The sequence below is a fragment of the Peptoclostridium sp. genome, assembly GCF_009881055.1.
GTDB lineage: Bacteria > Bacillota > Clostridia > Peptostreptococcales > Peptostreptococcaceae > Peptoclostridium_A.
The window spans coordinates 66,447-83,194 of the sequence record NZ_WXFG01000020.1 but is presented as its reverse complement, the minus strand read 5'-3'; the positions used below and the strand labels follow the sequence as shown (position 1 = coordinate 83,194).

At 42.9% G+C, this 16,748-nt stretch carries 19 protein-coding genes and 1 riboswitch; all 19 genes read left to right on the top strand.

Annotation, left to right across the window (positions count from 1 at the left end):
- Window positions 1-12: 12 nt before the first annotated feature.
- The 19 genes from GT589_RS04845 (at window position 13) to GT589_RS04755 (ending at window position 16,733) form a co-directional block, all read left to right on the top strand.
- Window positions 13-1,674 carry a nucleoside kinase gene (locus tag GT589_RS04845; RefSeq protein ID WP_293396821.1) on the top strand — a complete coding sequence of 554 codons (1,662 nt, stop codon included), beginning with the start codon at window positions 13-15 and terminating at the stop codon, window positions 1,672-1,674.
- A gap of 191 nt (window positions 1,675-1,865) precedes the next feature.
- The gene (locus GT589_RS04840) at window positions 1,866-2,459 is read left to right on the top strand and encodes an ArsR/SmtB family transcription factor (protein ID WP_293396816.1); all 594 of its coding nucleotides are present in this window, start codon (window positions 1,866-1,868) and stop codon (window positions 2,457-2,459) included.
- A gap of 65 nt (window positions 2,460-2,524) precedes the next feature.
- On the top strand, window positions 2,525-3,358 hold the full coding sequence (locus GT589_RS04835; protein WP_293396814.1) for a deoxyribonuclease IV: 834 nt from the start codon (window positions 2,525-2,527) through the stop codon (window positions 3,356-3,358).
- Between the two features lie 82 nt (window positions 3,359-3,440).
- Window positions 3,441-3,547: riboswitch (TPP riboswitch) on the top strand.
- A gap of 56 nt (window positions 3,548-3,603) precedes the next feature.
- The gene (locus tag GT589_RS04830; RefSeq protein WP_293396812.1) at window positions 3,604-3,894 is read left to right on the top strand and encodes a thiamine-binding protein; all 291 of its coding nucleotides are present in this window, start codon (window positions 3,604-3,606) and stop codon (window positions 3,892-3,894) included.
- Window positions 3,866-4,621: an ABC transporter permease gene (locus GT589_RS04825; RefSeq protein WP_293396809.1), complete on the top strand. Its 756-nt coding sequence runs from the start codon at window positions 3,866-3,868 to the stop codon at window positions 4,619-4,621. Before GT589_RS04830 ends, GT589_RS04825 begins: the two co-directional genes overlap by 29 nt.
- Before the next feature lie 41 nt (window positions 4,622-4,662).
- Window positions 4,663-5,658: an ABC transporter substrate-binding protein gene (locus GT589_RS04820; protein ID WP_293396806.1), complete on the top strand. Its 996-nt coding sequence runs from the start codon at window positions 4,663-4,665 to the stop codon at window positions 5,656-5,658.
- Window positions 5,658-6,410: an ABC transporter ATP-binding protein gene (locus tag GT589_RS04815; protein WP_293396803.1), complete on the top strand. Its 753-nt coding sequence runs from the start codon at window positions 5,658-5,660 to the stop codon at window positions 6,408-6,410. The genes GT589_RS04820 and GT589_RS04815 overlap by 1 nt, the downstream gene beginning before the upstream one ends.
- 69 nt (window positions 6,411-6,479) lie before the next feature.
- Window positions 6,480-7,232, top strand: a complete 753-nt coding sequence (locus tag GT589_RS04810; RefSeq protein WP_293396800.1) for a TatD family hydrolase — start codon at window positions 6,480-6,482, stop codon at window positions 7,230-7,232.
- A 72-nt stretch (window positions 7,233-7,304) separates the two neighbouring features.
- Window positions 7,305-7,898, top strand: a complete 594-nt coding sequence (locus tag GT589_RS04805; RefSeq protein ID WP_293396797.1) for a TetR/AcrR family transcriptional regulator — start codon at window positions 7,305-7,307, stop codon at window positions 7,896-7,898.
- A gap of 2 nt (window positions 7,899-7,900) precedes the next feature.
- Window positions 7,901-8,170, top strand: coding sequence for a DUF503 domain-containing protein (locus tag GT589_RS04800; protein ID WP_293396909.1), 270 nt, complete (start codon window positions 7,901-7,903; stop codon window positions 8,168-8,170).
- A complete protein-coding gene (nth, locus tag GT589_RS04795) occupies window positions 8,167-8,811 on the top strand; it encodes an endonuclease III (RefSeq protein WP_293396794.1) in 645 nt (214 codons plus the stop codon). The genes GT589_RS04800 and nth overlap by 4 nt, the downstream gene beginning before the upstream one ends.
- Complete coding sequence (locus GT589_RS04790; protein WP_293396791.1) at window positions 8,804-10,168, top strand: VanW family protein; 1,365 nt, start codon at window positions 8,804-8,806, stop codon at window positions 10,166-10,168. Before nth ends, GT589_RS04790 begins: the two co-directional genes overlap by 8 nt.
- A gap of 32 nt (window positions 10,169-10,200) precedes the next feature.
- Window positions 10,201-10,887 carry a DUF2225 domain-containing protein gene (locus GT589_RS04785; protein ID WP_293396788.1) on the top strand — a complete coding sequence of 229 codons (687 nt, stop codon included), beginning with the start codon at window positions 10,201-10,203 and terminating at the stop codon, window positions 10,885-10,887.
- A 25-nt stretch (window positions 10,888-10,912) separates the two neighbouring features.
- The gene (gene trmL, locus GT589_RS04780) at window positions 10,913-11,383 is read left to right on the top strand and encodes a tRNA (uridine(34)/cytosine(34)/5-carboxymethylaminomethyluridine(34)-2'-O)-methyltransferase TrmL (protein WP_293396785.1); all 471 of its coding nucleotides are present in this window, start codon (window positions 10,913-10,915) and stop codon (window positions 11,381-11,383) included.
- 28 nt (window positions 11,384-11,411) lie between these two features.
- Window positions 11,412-12,254 (top strand): DegV family protein, encoded by an 843-nt coding sequence (locus tag GT589_RS04775; protein ID WP_293396782.1) that lies wholly within the window; start codon window positions 11,412-11,414, stop codon window positions 12,252-12,254.
- Between the two features lie 480 nt (window positions 12,255-12,734).
- Window positions 12,735-14,021: a glycine/sarcosine/betaine reductase component B subunit gene (locus tag GT589_RS04770; protein ID WP_293396779.1), complete on the top strand. Its 1,287-nt coding sequence runs from the start codon at window positions 12,735-12,737 to the stop codon at window positions 14,019-14,021.
- A 49-nt stretch (window positions 14,022-14,070) separates the two neighbouring features.
- Window positions 14,071-14,547: a glycine/sarcosine/betaine reductase complex selenoprotein A gene (grdA, locus tag GT589_RS04765; protein ID WP_293396776.1), complete on the top strand. Its 477-nt coding sequence runs from the start codon at window positions 14,071-14,073 to the stop codon at window positions 14,545-14,547.
- 22 nt (window positions 14,548-14,569) lie between these two features.
- On the top strand, window positions 14,570-15,886 hold the full coding sequence (grdB, locus tag GT589_RS04760) for a glycine reductase complex selenoprotein B (RefSeq protein WP_293396773.1): 1,317 nt from the start codon (window positions 14,570-14,572) through the stop codon (window positions 15,884-15,886).
- An 82-nt stretch (window positions 15,887-15,968) separates the two neighbouring features.
- A complete protein-coding gene (locus tag GT589_RS04755) occupies window positions 15,969-16,733 on the top strand; it encodes a DUF6873 family GME fold protein (protein WP_293396770.1) in 765 nt (254 codons plus the stop codon).
- The last annotated feature ends 15 nt before the right edge of the window (window positions 16,734-16,748 follow it).

Genomic DNA, 16,748 nt, shown 5'->3' with positions numbered 1-16,748 from the left:
GGGGGCATTGCTTTGTCCAAGATAAAAGTGGAAATATTGCTTGAGGAAAAGGAATACAAAAGCGGCATAACCCTGCTTGAATTGCTGGAGAATGCTGAGGTGCCCATCAAAAAACCTGTTTTGCTTGCGGTTGTCGACAATGAATTAAAAGAACTGACACACTGCCTGGACAAAAGCTGCAGGATACAGTTTCTAGGGCTCGATGATGCCGACGGCATGAGGACATACATGAGGAGCATGTCGTTCATATTTATAATGGCATGCAGGGAGATAATTCCTTCTTGCAAGGTGTCGATTGACCATACTATAAACAAGGGACTCTACTGCAGGATTGCAGGCTGCGACCATGTCAATCCGGAGATGGTATTAAAAATCCAAGAGCGCATGAGGCAGATAGTCGAGCAGGACATTCCGTTTGAAAAGTTAAAAACAACCACCCAAGAGGCCATACAAATATTTGAAAGGGATGGCTACAAGGACAAAATCGAGCTTTTCAAATACAGGGAGAATCATGATGTAAACATATATAAATGCGCGGATTTCAGCAGCTACTTCTACGGATATATGGTGCCATCGACAGGGTATCTAAAGACATTCATGCTGAAAAATTGCAACGGAGGTATAGTAATAATAGGTCCCGACAAAGACATGCCTGAAAATGTAGACAAATTCGAATATAAGCCGAAGCTTGCAGAGGTTTTCAAGGAGACCCAGGAATGGGCGAGAATAATGAATGTAGACAGCGTAGGTGAGCTAAACGGCATAGTTGCGAAGAAGGAATATCCCGAGCTCATTCGAACAGTTGAGGCGCTCCACGAGAAAAAAATAGCCAAGATAGCAGACATGATTGTGTGCAGCCCCGAAAAAACAAGGCTTGTCCTAATATCCGGTCCTTCGTCGTCTGGAAAGACGAGTTTCGCACGAAGGTTGCTCACGCAGCTGAGGGTCAACAACATAAATCCAGTTTCGATATCGCTGGACAACTATTTTGTAGACAGAGAGGACACTCCTCTTGACGATGAAGGTAACCTCGATTTCGAATCGATACACTCTATAGATTTGGATCTTTTCAACGAGCATCTGAAGCAGCTACTTTCCGGAGCCGAGGTCGAAGTGCCGCATTTCAATTTCAAAACAGGCAAGAGGGAGTACGTAGGTGACAGGTTAAAGATTGATAGTGGCCAGCCGATAATAATCGAGGGCATACACGCTCTCAACAGGAAGCTGACAAGCTCAATATCGGATGCCAGCAAATTCAAGGTGTATGTAAGCGCTCTTACCCAGCTGAATCTTGACGAGCACAACAGAATACCCACGACGGATCTCAGGCTCATAAGGCGAATCGTAAGGGACAACCATTTCAGAGGAAATGACGCGCTAGGCACGCTCAGAATCTGGAAGTCTGTAAGAAGCGGAGAGGAAAATAACATATTCCCGTTCCAGGAGGAAGCGGATATCATGTTCAATTCAGCACTTGTGTATGAGCTTGCCGTTTTGAAAAAATATGCGCAGCCGCTGCTTGGACAAATCACGAGAGAGCACGATGTGTACAGGGAGGCCAAGAGGCTTCTGAGCTTTTTGCAATATTTCGTGCCTCTAGAGGACGAACGTGATATCCCGCCTACATCAATACTAAGAGAGTTCATCGGCGGAAGCAGAATCGTGGGCTTATAATGCTTTTTTAGTCTTGTTTTGCCCATGTGCTTTTCTTTGACAATGCAAATTTGCAATAGTATAATATATAAAAAAACTAAAATATAGAAAAAAATTTTATTGTTTGACGCAGCTGCTTTAGCAGTGTATAGTAATAAAGAAAAAATAACATTTTATTTTGCGTTTGAATTTGAGAGGGATGGTGAGTTGAGGTGAAGGACATACTTGTTCTTAGAGACATAGAAGAGATAAAAGCGGTATCCCACCCATACAGGCTTGAAATTATGGAAGCGTTCGATAACGAACCGCTGTCGGCCAAACAGCTTTCGGAAATATTAGGAGAGCCTCATGCTAAAGTAAATTATCATATCAAAACATTGCTGGCTGCGGGAATACTCGAGCTTGTAGAAGAGCGAGTTAAGTCGGGCATTATAGAGAAATATTACTTGCCAAAGGCAAAGATGGTTGTAATAGACAAGAGCATACTCAATAAGAGTATGGAAAACAATGACAGCGAGGTTACACAGACGCTGAATCAGGCATCCATATCTCTATTTGAAAAAGTCAGCGGAGATTTCTTCAGAGCTGCTGAAAACATGGAGATTCATTCAAAGCACATTATAATGCATAATGAATACTACCTTGCCGAAGATGAGGCAAAGGAACTCATGGAGACTTTCAGCATGAAGCTAAAGGAAATAATGGCAGCAAGACAAAAGACTGAAGATAAGAAGCTGAGGCCATACAATATAGTGTTCATGGCTATTCCGGACCTTAGAAGAGAAAAGAAAATATCTAAAGAATAAGTATCAAGGCGCTTGATACTTTTTTCTTTATAATCACAATATTCGCATAAAGAAAGGGGGAAAACATGCTGGTAATAGGACCTCACATTTCAATAGCAAAAGGTTTTTCAAAAGCCGCAGAAACTGCGATATCAATAGGTGCAAATACATTCCAGTTTTTCACACGAAATCCCAGGGGAGCTTCAGTAAAGGCGATCGATCAGAAGGACGTCGACAAATTCCAGCAGCTAAGGGCCGAGCATGACATGGGACCGCTATTGGCCCACTGCCCCTACACTATGAATCTTGCAAGCAGCAAGGCAGATATAGTGGAGCTTGGGAAGAGAATGCTAAGAGAGGACATCGAGAGGATGGACCTTTTGGGCATAGAATACATGTGCTTTCACCCCGGCAGCCACACTGGCGATGGAGAGGACATAGGGATACAAAAGATAATAGATGCCCTGAACAGCGTGCTAAGAGGAGATGAAAAAATATGGGTGCTCCTTGAAACAATGTCAGGCAAGGGCAGCGAAATCGGCTACACCTTCGAGCAGCTCAGGAGAATAATAGACGGCGTGGAGAAAAGCGACAGACTGGGTATATGCTTTGACACATGCCACACCTTCTCGGCCGGATACGACATTATTGGCGATCTTGACGGGGTGCTAGAAAAATTCGACAGCATAATAGGGCTTGAGAGGCTTAAGGCAGTGCATTTCAATGACAGCCTCAAAGAATTTGAATCTAGAAACGACAGGCATGCCAACATAGGGGAGGGCCTCATAGGCGTGGATGGGCTTGTGAGCTTTATGAACCATCCAAAGATAAAAAACCTGCCGCTTTTCCTTGAAACGCCAGGCGAGCCGGATGTGCACAAAACTGAGATAGAGCTGCTCAGGAGCCTCTACAGAATTTAGTAAGACGCTTGAAGCATACAAAGCACTTTTGTCGTGAGATGACGATGAAAATGTGATATAATTATTTTGCGATATAAATTAATATGGTTATGCAGGGAGCCGAAAGTATTGGCTGAGAGGGAATTTTATATTCCGACCTTTTGACCTGATCTGGGTAATGCCAGCGTAGGGAACTAGCTTAAACAACTGTTACTCGGCGAGGGTAGCAGTTTTTTTGTCAAAAAAATAAAAAAGAGGTGGTAGAAGTGGCAGTAGTAAATGTGAGCCTGCAGGTGCTTCCGGTTGTGATTGAAGAGGACATATATCCGGTGGTAGACAGAGTGATAGAATACATAGCCAAGGCTGGTGTTAAGTATGAGGTGGGGCCTATGGAAACTACAATGGAGGGCGAGCTGGACGAGCTTCTTGACATTGTGAAGGCGGCCCAGCATATTTGCGTTGAAAACGGGGCCAGCAGAGTGGTGTCCATAGTTAAAATAGACTATAAACCAGAAGGTGTGACAATGAATGAAAAAATTGGCAAGTACAGGAAGTAATCTGCTGCCGGGAGCATTCATAGCGCTGCTTGTTGTTATATGGGAGATTTTCATAAGGGTGTCGGGGATACCAAAGTATCTTCTGCCGGCTCCCTCCGGAATTATAAGAGCGCTTGTCGATTCCAGAGAAGTCCTGCTGCTGCACACAAAGACAACAGTAATTGAGGCTTCAATAGGATACATAATATCTATAATAATAGCAGTCACCGTATCTGCTTCCATGAACAGATGGCATACGGTCAAGAAGACTGTATACCCTGTGCTTGTAATATCACAGACCGTCCCAATAATTGTGCTTGCGCCGCTCATAATGATATGGATGGGGTTTGGCATTCTGCCCAAGATTGCGATAGTAGTGTTGACCTGCTTTTTCCCAATAGCTGTTAGCGTGACGGAAGGCCTTGAAACTGTGGATGAAGACATAGTAAGCATGATGAAAGTTATGGGCGCAAACAACTGGCAGATATTTGCCAAGGTCAAGCTGCCGGCCATAATGCCTTCGTTTTTCTCTGGGCTCAAGATAGCGGGCACATACAGTATAATGGGCGCAGTGATTGCTGAGTGGATAGGGGCTCAAAGCGGCCTAGGTGTATACATGACAAGGGCAATGCATTCCTTCCATACGGAAGCGCTGTTTGCCGATATACTTATAATAGTAGTACTCAGCATAGGCGTCTTCGAATTTATAAACTTCATGGGCAGAAAAATAATGCCCTGGAACAAGTAGGAAAAAGAAACATACAAATCGAAATGACAGGAGGAGTAATTATGAAAAAGTTTATTTCTATTATGCTTTCAGCAGTACTGTCGCTGTCAATGCTAGCGGGCTGCGCTAAGGAGGAGCCAAAGGAGGACAAACTGCAAAAGGTTGTAGTGACCCTTGATTGGACGCCAAATACAAACCATACGGGCCTTTATGTGGCAAAAGACAAAGGCTACTATGAGGAAGCAGGTCTGGATGTTCAGATAATACAGCCTGGAGAGGGAACGGCAGATCAGCTTGTGGCTGCCAACAAGGCACAGTTCGGCGTAAGCTACCAGGAATCAGTTACGCTTGCAAGGCTTGAAAATGTTCCTGTGGTATCAATAGCCGCAGTTATTCAGCACAACACATCAGGCTTTGCATCGGTAAAGGACAAGGGCATTCTGACACCAAAGGATTTTGAAGGCAAAAGATACGGCGGATGGGGCTCTCCTATAGAAAAGGCTACGCTCAAGGCCCTTATGGATAAATACGGCGGAGACGTTGAGAAGGTCAACATTCTGACAACAGGAGCGACAGACTTTTTTGCTGCAAGCGAAAAAGATGTCGATTTTGCATGGATATTCGAGGGCTGGACAGGCATAGAAGCCAAGCTAAAGGGCATAGAGCTAAACTATGTCGACCTTGGAAAAGAGAACGAAGCGCTTGACTACTACACCCCAGTGCTCATAACAAATGAAGACAATATCAAAAATAATCCGGAGCTTGTAGAAAAGTTCATGGAAGCTACTTCAAAGGGATATGAAAGCGCAATAGAAAACCCGGCAGAGGCTGCCCAGATACTGCTTGACAACGCACCTGAGCTGAATCCTGAGCTTGTCAAGGCGAGCCAGGAGTTCCTGAGTGCAAAATACAGGGACGATGCGGACGTTTGGGGATATCAGAAAGAAGAAGTATGGCAAAGATACACAGACTGGCTTTATGACAATAAGCTTATAGAGAGCAAGATAGATGTTAAGAAGGCATTTACTAACGACTTCCTTCCCGAAAAGGCCAAGTAATGGGCAATAGCAAAATCTCTATGAGGAATGTTCACAAGGATTTTTCCATGGAGGAAGAATACCTGAAGGTGCTTGACGACATTAACATCGAAGTGTCCGAAGGGGAGTTCGTATCCATAATAGGCCCAAGCGGCTGCGGAAAGTCCACAATATTCCACATATTGACAAAACTTGTGGGCGATTATGAGGGAACGGTTGAAATAGATGGCATGCCTCTTTCGGACTATGACAAGAGGATAGGTTATATGCATCAAAAGGATCTGCTGATGCCATGGAGGACAGTTATAGACAATGTAATAATACCGCTTGAAATACAGGGCGAGAAAAAAAGCAGTGCAAGGGAGAAGGTCAAGGAGTTGCTGCCGGTTTTCGGGCTTGAAGGTTTTGAGAATGCCTATCCGAATGAGCTTTCTGGCGGAATGCGGCAAAGAGCTGCGCTTCTTAGGACGGTGCTGGTAGACAGCGACATAATGCTGCTTGACGAGCCTTTTGGGGCTTTGGACGCTATAAACAGGACGGCAATGCAAAACTGGCTGCTAGACATATGGAGCAGGTTTGAAAGGAGTGTCGTGTTCATAACCCACGACATAGAAGAGGCAATATTTCTATCCGACAGGGTGTACGTCCTCACTCAAAGGCCCGCCAGAGTTCTGCAGGAGATAAAAATCGAATTTGAAAGGCCAAGAACAAAGGAGATTTTGGTTAGCCAGAAGTTTATCGAATACAAGAAAATACTCATGAATTCGTTGTAATCAAATGCCGCAAGCCGCAGTCAAACGCAGCTATGCGGCATTTTGTTTAATCATATGGGAGGGTTTAGAATGTTTATAGATGTCCATTGCCACATAGACCAATACGACAGTATAGAAGGATTGCTCAATGAGAATGTCAAGGCTGTAATAGGGGCGGCAACTGACTATGTTTCGGGAGAGAAAATACTAGGAATATGTAGAAAAAATGAAGGTTTTTATGCTGCGCTTGGCATACATCCCGAATACAGCGGAAACTTTGAACAGCTTGAAGCAGTCAAAAAACAGATAGAGGATAACAAGGATGAAATAGTGGCAATAGGCGAGATAGGGCTGCCATACTACTCGCTCGAAGGTATGGACACACTGGAGGCGGAAACAATATACAAAAAATCACTCCATGTGTTTGAGGAGTTCCTGAGCCTGGCGTCAAGGCTTCAAAAGCCAGTTGTGCTCCATGCAATAGAAGCCACTGCATATGATGCACTAAGGCTCTTGGAAAAGCACAACATAGAATCAGCACTTTTCCACTGGTTTGAGGGTGATGACAGGGCACTTTCAAAGCTGATTGAAAGAGGCTACTATGTGTCTGTAGGACCTGAGGTGCTTTGCAACAAAGCATACGATGATTTTGTGGACAAGGTGCCGCTTGAAAATATGGTATTTGAAAGCGATGGGCCATGGGAGTATGAGGGTGAAATGGGTGTGCCCGCCATGATTCAGTCAGTGGCCAGACATATTTCAAAGAAAAGAGGAATAAACCCAATTTGCGTGGAGTCGCTTGTATATGAGAACGCCTGCAGACTATTCAGACGCTTTTTCTAATAATGGATATGAAAAGGCATATGTTTTATGATATATTATCTTGGAGGCCTAAGATATTCAAGGGAGGAATTTATGCAATTTGCCGATACGAAATGGAAAATAATTCAGGCAAGCCGCAAGGTGTTTTCGGAAAAAGGGTTCCATAATACAAAAATGGAAGACATAGCAGATGAAGCGGGAGTCGGCAAAGGGACCATATATGATTATTTTTCAAGCAAAAAAGAGCTTTTTGAAACAATGATAAAGGAAATGGCTATGGGCTTTAAAGCGCTCATTCAGGAAAATATATCAGAGGATATGGATTTTGACGAAAAACTAAAGGCATTGGCGCGAGTCAAATTCGAAATCATAAAGAATCACAAGGATATCGAAAATCTCGTGTTCAAGAATTTTTCGAATTTTGATGAGAGTCTGGTAGGATGGCTGGAAAAAATACGAAACGAAATGTTGGAATATTTTGAGGGAGTCATGCAGGAAGGCATTGACAGCGGCCGAATTAAAGACATAAATCCCAAGTATGCGACGCTTATGTATATTGGAGGCCTGCATTTCTTGAGCCACTATATATGCCATGTGGAAGATGCCGACTACGAGAAGGAAAAAGACAGCGCGCTCGATACTTTTTTAAGTATAATGTTTAAGGGGTTGGAAAAAAGATGTTTGTAGGTGTGTGTACATTGGAACTTTATATTTTCCATGCATATTCGCTAAAAGACAAAAGGCAGGTCATAAAGAGCATAATAGACAGGCTGAAATCCAGGTATAACATATCTATAGCAGAAGTTGGACATAATGACATCTGGAACAAGTCCGAAATCGGAATTTCGTGTGTATCAAATTCCAAAAGCCAGATTAATGAGGTGTTCAATAAAATAGTCGATTTCATAGACAATGATGAGAGAGTAGACATTACAAACATAGAAATGGAGATTTGGTGATTAAAGTGGATTCGGAACATATACTTGAAATGCTAGCAAACGAATATCCTGATGCAAAGTGCGAGCTAAGCTACAAAACGCCATTTGAGCTGCTTGTAGCCACAATATTATCGGCCCAATGCACGGATGTAAGGGTGAATATTATAACAGGAGACCTTTTCAAGGAGTACAACGAGCCGGATGATTTTGCATACATGAAGCAAGAGAAACTTGAAGAACTAATAAGGAGCTGCGGATTTTACAAAAACAAGGCAAAAAGCATAATAGGGGCTTCGCAGATGATAATTGAAAGCTTCGCCGGTAATGTACCTGACAAGATGGAAGAGCTTTTGAAGTTGCCTGGCGTAGGCAGAAAAACAGCAAATGTAATATTAAGCAACGCTTTTTCAAGACCGGCGATAGCCGTTGATACACATGTTTTCAGGGTTTCAAGGCGAATAGGCCTGGCATCCGGCAATACTCCTGACGAAGTTGAAAGGGAGCTTATGGATGCAATACCCATAAGCATGTGGTCACTTGCGCACCACCTGCTTATATTCCATGGCAGAAGAAGATGCACGGCCAGAAAGCCGCAGTGCGAAGGGTGCTGCATAAGTCGATACTGTAAATACTATACAAAGGGAGGAAACAGAGTTGAATAAAAAGCTGCTTATTGCACTAATAGGCATAGTGCTTGCCCTGCCCATAATAACAATTTCTACACTCTATCATTCTTTTGGCAATTCAGGACTTATAGCAAAGGGTGTATACATAGACGAAGTTTATGTGGGCGGAATGGACAAAAATGCGGCTGTAAATGCCGTAGACGACAAGTATTCAATAGGACAGATAGAGCTCACCCATGGCGACAGGGCATACAAGCTAACGCCTTCGCAGCTCGGCTTCAAAATCGACACTGAAAAATCGGTGGACAAGGCGTATTTGTATGGCAGAGAGAGCGTTATGGATTATGTTTCATCAATCACCGGCAAGAACATGCACATAAAGCTGAATTCCGAGTATTCACCGGAGCTTGTTGCTGGCGTTGTGGAAGGCATATCAAAGGACATAGACTATTCTCCAAAGGATGCGACAATAAGGATTTCAGGTGGAAAGCCCAGCTTTACCAAGGATTCAGACGGACTTGAGGTAGAAAAGGAAAAGCTTGCTGGAATTATAGAATCGATCCTGAGATACGAATCTGATGAAAAAGCAATCCAAATACCTACAAAAGTGCTCGGTGCAAGTGTAAAGTATGATCAGATAAAAGGAATAAGCACTGTGCTTGCAGGCTATTCCACAAAGTACAACGCCTCTAATGCGGAAAGATCCGAGAATCTGAGGGTGGCTTCAAGGAGTGTCAGTGGACATGTTGTAATGCCTGGCGAGGTTTTTTCCCTTAACGCAGTAACAGGCAAAAGAAGCGTCCAGAACGGATACAAAATGGCGCCTATAATAGTGAAGGGCAAGCTGGAAGACGGGCTTGGCGGAGGCGTGTGCCAAGTGTCAACGACACTATATAACGCAGTCATAAGGACAGGCCTGGAAGTTGTAGAAAGAAGAAACCATTCGATACCATCATCATATGCAGACCTGGGTCTTGATGCGACAGTTTCATACGGGAGCATAGATTTCAAGTTCAAAAACACTCTTGAAAATCCTGTATATATAAGTATAGCACCTGCAGGAGGCACAATTTCAGCTCAGATATACGGGTACCCTCAAGACAAGAGGAGCGTTAAGATCGAAACGCAGTTGGTTGAAAAGATAGAAAGGGGAGTTGAAACGAAATATGACTCCCAGCTTGACGAAGGCAAGCAGCGAATAGAGGACAGCGGAAGAGACGGCTTCAAGGTCAAGGCTTACAGGACCTTTATGGATGGCAGTGGAAAAAAACAGCAGCTCTCAAGTGATTACTACCCACCGGCTAAAAAGGTGATAGTCATAGGAACTAAAAAGGCGGGAACCACAGAAAGTCAGAATCAAACTGAAACAGCGGAGGAACAAGCGAATCTGTAGCATGGGGGGAAGCTTTTAAGTTGAATGGTAATATGGAAGAACTATATGACAAGGATGTGCATTGTCCTGTATGCAGTGAAAAATTCAGTACAAAGAAACTAAGAAGATCGGTTGTAAGAGTGCAGAGCACTGATGCTGATTTTTGTGTTCACTACAAGTCTGAAAATCCATATTTCTACTCTCTGTGGGTGTGCAAGAAATGTGGATACACGGAATTCGAAAACAGGTTTGAAAACATAACTAAAAAAAATGCAGAAATAATCAAAAAAGAGATAATGCCAAAGTGGGTTTCCAGAGACTACGGGGGCCGAAGGGATGTGGCGCAGGCTATGCAAATATACAAGCTTGCGCTATATCAAGCGGAGCTTCTTGAAAAAGAATTTTCGCACAAGGCGGTACTCTGCCTTATGATAGCCTGGCTTTACAGATATGAAAGTGATAATGCAAGTGAAATAAAATTCATGAAAAGCGCACTCGAGCTTTATTCAAAGGCTTATTCCGCTGAAGAATTTCCAATAGGCGGCATGGATTCTGCCAAGCTGTCCTACCTTATAGGCGAATTGAACAGAAGATGCGGAAATTTGAAGGAGTCAATCAAATGGTTTGGCAAAGCTATTGATGATCCCAATATGAAAAAATCAATACACATTAAAAAGAAGGCTAGAGAGCAGTGGCACCTGGCAGCAGAGGAGTACAAGGCGATCAGACCTTCTGAATAGTAAATTTGGGAGTTGATATTCCGTTATGTCATTAAATATCGTGCTTGTTGAACCGGAAATTCCACAAAATACCGGGAACATTATTAGAACATGCGCTGTCACCAATGCGAAGCTTCATCTTGTAAGGCCTCTTGGATTTGTTATGGATGACAAGCAGCTCAAAAGAGCAGGCCTGGACTACTGGGATATGGTGGATATAAGCTACTATGACAGCTTTGAAGATCTTAGAATGAAATTTCCTGATGCCGCATATCACTTTGCCACCACAAAATGCAAAAATAGTCACAGTGACGTTAAATATGAGGACGGATGTTTTATAGTTTTTGGCAAGGAGACTAAAGGCCTTCCGAAGGAACTCCTGGAACAACATAAGGATGACTGCATAAGGATTCCCATGCTTAGAAATTCGAAAGCCAGATCGCTGAACTTGTCAAACAGCGTGGCCATAGTCGTTTATGAAGCTTTAAGACAGCTGGGGTATCCTGGATTGGAGTAATTAAGAAAACTCGGGGGTATGATGAATAATGAACATTAAGATTATTTCAGACAGCCTGGCAGATATACCGCAGGAGGTGGCCAGGGAACTTGATATTGAAGTAATGCCGCTGACTATAATATTTGATGATGCTCAGTACAAGGATGGCATTGAAATCACTCCGGAAGAAATGTACGGGAAAATTGAAAAATCAGGAAAGCTGCCCACTACATCCCAAGTGACACCAAAGAAGTTTGAGGAAATATTCACATCCTATTTAAATGGCGGGCATACTATAATATACATTGGATCATCGTCAAGGGCTTCAGGCACTTTCCAGTCTGCTCTAGTTGCAAAAAATGCTATAGGAAGTGAGTCCATACACGTATTTGACACATATCTTTTAAGCTATGCCAGTGGCATGATTGCAGTTGAAGCCGCCAAAATGGCAAGAGAAGGCAAAACACCGGAACAGATAATTGAGAGGGCTAAGTGCATGAAGGAGCGAATAGGGTGTGTGTTTACAGTTGACACGCTTGACTATCTTAAACGAGGAGGCAGACTTTCGGCTACTCAGGCTGCAATAGGAACAATACTGAATGTCAAACCGCTGCTTACGCTCGAAGATGGCATAGTAAAGCACCTCAAGAATGTGCGCGGAACGAAAAAGGCTCTCGAAGAAATGCTCGATATAATTGTAAAAGAAGCTGGAGAATCCCCTGAGCAGATAATGATTTCCCACGGGCTTGATATGGAGCTTTTTCAAAAATTCCTAGACATGTCTGCGGAACGTATGGACATGGATAAAATTCAAACATCAAATATTGGATCGGTAATCGGGATACATACAGGACCGAGCTTAGTTGCAGCCTTTTATCTTAAAAAAATATGATTTAATTTAGGCCTTGTTTGCATAAAAAAGCAAACGGGGCTTTTTGTTTATATTATTAATGAAATCTATCACGAAAATTGAATTTATAGAGTACTTTTCGAGAAGTTGTTTATGAGTTGCTTATAATGGTATTCATATATATAGAGAAATTTTATATTCTTGACAGCCTCTGGAATCAAGCGGAGAGGGATGGGATAGTCTTCTCTGTTTTTTTGATTGTATTTCAGAGTTATAAAGTGACAGATAGACGATTAAAATATATTCTATAATTAAAATGAAACGCCTGCATTTAAAAAATACAACATAGGGGTATAATGATGTTAATGACAGATTGGGATTTTTCCATTATCAATAAAATGGATGAAATAGCATGAAATTCATTTAAAGGGAGGTGGGTGCGAAAAAGTACAGTTTGCACAGTCCAAGCTTCATACTTTTAAGTGCACCAAATTTTTAATAACTATGAGGAGGTATTCGTAAATGCGTTTAGAAATTGGAAATATCTTTATTAAGGACATCCAGTTCGGAGATCAGACTAAGGTTGAAAATGGGGTTCTTTATGTAAACAAGGATGAAATGATCAAGAAATTAAGCGTGATTGAACACGTCAAATCAGTAGATCTTGACATCGCGCGTCCTGGAGAGAGCGTGAGAATAACTCCTGTTAAGGATGTCATAGAGCCAAGGGTCAAGGTCGAAGGACCCGGCGGAATATTCCCAGGAGTAATAGGCAAGGTTGACACAGTAGGTTCGGGAAGAACTCACGTGCTTAAGGGCGCTGCTGTTGTAACTACTGGAAAGGTAGTTGGCTTCCAGGAAGGTATAATAGATATGACTGGTCCTGGAGCAGAGTACACTCCTTTCTCTAAGACTGTAAACCTTATAGTAATAGCCGAGCCTGATGATGGAATAGACCAGCACAGACACGAAGAAGCGCTAAGAATGGTTGGACTTAACGCGGGTGTATACCTTGGAGAAGCTGGAAGAAACGCAACTCCTGACGAAGTAAAGGCTTATGAGACTGATACGATATTTGAAGGAGCAGCCAAGTATCCAAACCTTCCAAAGGTAGGTTATGTATACATGCTTCAAACTCAAGGCCTTCTTCATGACACATATGTATACGGCGTAGATGCGAAGAAAATAGTTCCAACAATACTATACCCAACAGAAGTAATGGATGGAGCGGTACTAAGCGGAAACTGCGTTTCATCTTGCGACAAGAACCCAACATACGTACACTGCAACAACCCAATGATTGAAGAGCTTTACGCAATGCACGGAAAAGAAATCAACTTTGTTGGTGTTATAATAACTAACGAGAACGTATACCTTGCTGACAAGGAAAGATCTTCTAACTGGACAGCAAAGCTTTGCAAATACCTAGGACTTGACGGTGCTATAGTATCTCAGGAAGGCTTTGGAAACCCAGATACAGACCTTATAATGAACTGCAAGAAGATAGAAATGGAAGATGTTAAGACTGTAATATCTACAGACGAGTACGCAGGAAGAGACGGAGCTTCTCAGTCGCTTGCTGACGCCGACATAAGAGCTAACGCTGTTGTAAGCAACGGTAACGCTAACATGGTAATAGTACTTCCTCCAATGGATAAGACTATAGGACATATTCAATATGTCGATACTATAGCAGGCGGATTCGACGGTTCTCTTAGAGCTGACGGAAGCATAGAAGTTGAAATCCAGGCTATAACAGGAGCTACAAACGAGCTTGGTTTTGGATACCTGTCTGCTAAAGGATATTAATAATAAATTTCGGATATGAAAATATAATTATGGCTAAGGAGGTATTTGTATGTCTGTATTTGATGGCAAGAAAGTTGTCATAATAGGCGACAGAGACGGAATACCAGGGCCAGCGATAGCAGAATGCCTAAAAGGCACTGGAGCAGATGTGGTTTATTCTGCTACAGAATGCTTTGTCTGAACTGCTGCTGGTGCAATGGACCTGGAGAATCAGAATAGGGTTAAAGGTTTTGCTGAGCAATTCGGTGCAGAGAATGTTGTAGTTCTAGTTGGTGCAGCAGAAGCTGAATCAGCAGGACTAGCTGCAGAGACTGTTACAGCAGGAGACCCTACATTCGCAGGACCACTTGCAGGAGTCCAGTTGGGACTAAGAGTATTCCACGCGGTTGAGCCGGAATTCAAGGACGCGGTAGACCCGGCGGTTTACGATGAGCAAATAGGCATGATGGAAATGGTTCTTGATGTTGACTCTATAATAGCTGAAATGAAGTCAATAAGAGAGCAGTTTGGCAAGTATAACGATTAATCTGAGGAGGTAAATAAATACCATGAGCAAACTGAGAGTAGTTCATTATATAAACCAATTCTTCGCTGGAATTGGCGGAGAAGAAAAAGCTGACATCGAGCCATTTATTGCCGAGGCACTTCCGCCGGTAAGCCAGAGCCTTGCGAATCTTGTGAAGGATGACGCCGAGGTTGTAGGTACTGTGGTTTGCGGAGACTCGTACTTCGGAGAAAACCTGGTAGAGGCAAAAAACAGAATACTTGAAATGGTTAAATCATTTAACCCAGACGTATTCATAGCAGGACCTGCTTTCAACGCAGGAAGATACGGTGTTGCTTCAGGAACAATAACCAAGGCTGTTCAAGAAGAGCTTGGGATACCTGCGGTAACAGCTATGTATATAGAAAACCCAGGAGCTGATATGTTTAAGAAGTATGTATACATCATGTCTACAGCGGATTCGGCTGCAGGTATGAGAACAGCTCTTCCGGCGCTGGCAAAATTCGCGATGAAGCTAGCCAGGGGCGAAGAAATAGGCGGGCCGGCTGCAGAAGGATACATCGAAAGAGGCATTAGGGTTAACATGTTCAAGGAAGACAGAGGAGCTAAGAGAGCTGTCGCCATGCTTGTTAAGAAGCTAAAGGGCGAAGAATATGAGACTGAGTATCCAATGCCTACATTTGACAAGGTTGCGCCAGGCAAGGCTATAGTAGATATGTCTAAAGCTACAATAGCCATTGTAACTTCAGGTGGTATAGTTCCAAAGGGCAACCCAGACAGAATAGAGTCTTCATCAGCTTCTAAGTACGGCAAGTACGACATAGAAGGGGTAGACGATCTTACTGCGGAAGGCTGGGAGACTGCTCACGGCGGACACGATCCAGTTTACGCCAACGAAGATGCAGACAGAGTTATACCAGTAGACGTGCTAAGAGACATGGAGAAGGAAGGCAAGATAGGCAAGCTTCACAGATACTTCTACTCTACAGTAGGTAACGGTACTGCTGTTGCAAGCTCTAAGAAATTCGCTGAAGAATTCACTAAGGAGCTAGTAGCAGACGGCGTTGACGCTGTTGTCCTAACTTCAACCTGAGGCACTTGTACTAGATGCGGTGCATCTATGGTTAAAGAAATAGAAAGAGCAGGAATACCTGTAGTTCATATATGTACAGTTACTCCAATATCGCTAACGGTTGGAGCCAACAGAATAGTTCCAGCTATAGCAATACCTCACCCACTTGGAAATCCAGCTCTTTCTCATGCAGAGGAAAAAGCTCTTAGAAGAAAGATAGTTGAAAAAGCTCTTGAAGCACTTCAAACTGAAATTGAAGAGCAAACAGTATTCGAAAGAAACTATTAATATAAAACATCTTAAATTTTATATTATAATTAATTGCAGAGCCACATATGGCTCTGCAATTTTTATTTTAGGGGTGAAAATTTTGAAATTCATAGATTGTCCATCTATTCCCGAAGATAATGCCAGAATGTTCATAATAGACAGCAGGACTCCCATCGAGGCTAAAAATATGCTTGCCCGAAGAGGCATGCTCATAGAAACCAGTCTTTCAAAGAATACTTATCCTGCGATATCGGGACATCCGGACATTTCAGTTTGTCATGTGGGTGGAAAGTATGTTGTGACTGCTCCGGATTCATTTGAATACTATAAAGCCTTGCTTTCAAAATATGGCTTTGATGTTGTGTGCGGCAGAAGCGAACTCCTATATAGCTACCCTCACAATATTCAGTATAACGTAGCTTTCGTAGGGAAGCATGCAATACACAACTTCAGGCATACTGACAGTCTGCTGCTCGAGCATATACAAAAGCAAGGATATGTTATGATAGACGTAAAGCAAGGCTACAGCAAGTGCTCTACATGCGTAATTGACGAGACGGCGATTATAACTTCTGATGTAGGTATACACAGGGCTGCGATGGGTTTTGGAATTGAGAGCCTTCTTATAGAAAAAGGGGGAATAAGCCTTGATGGATTTGAATACGGATTTATTGGGGGATGTTCAGGTCTTATATCCAGGGATGAAATTGCCTTTATAGGAGATGTCACAAAGCATTCATACCACTTCGAAATAAGGGAATTCATAGAAAAAAGAGGAAAAGCAATAGTGAATCTGGGAGATTTCAAGCTTGCTGACTACGGCTCGATTATGCCACTGCTCGAGGGCTGCTGCTGGTATAATTAATAATCGCGATGCATA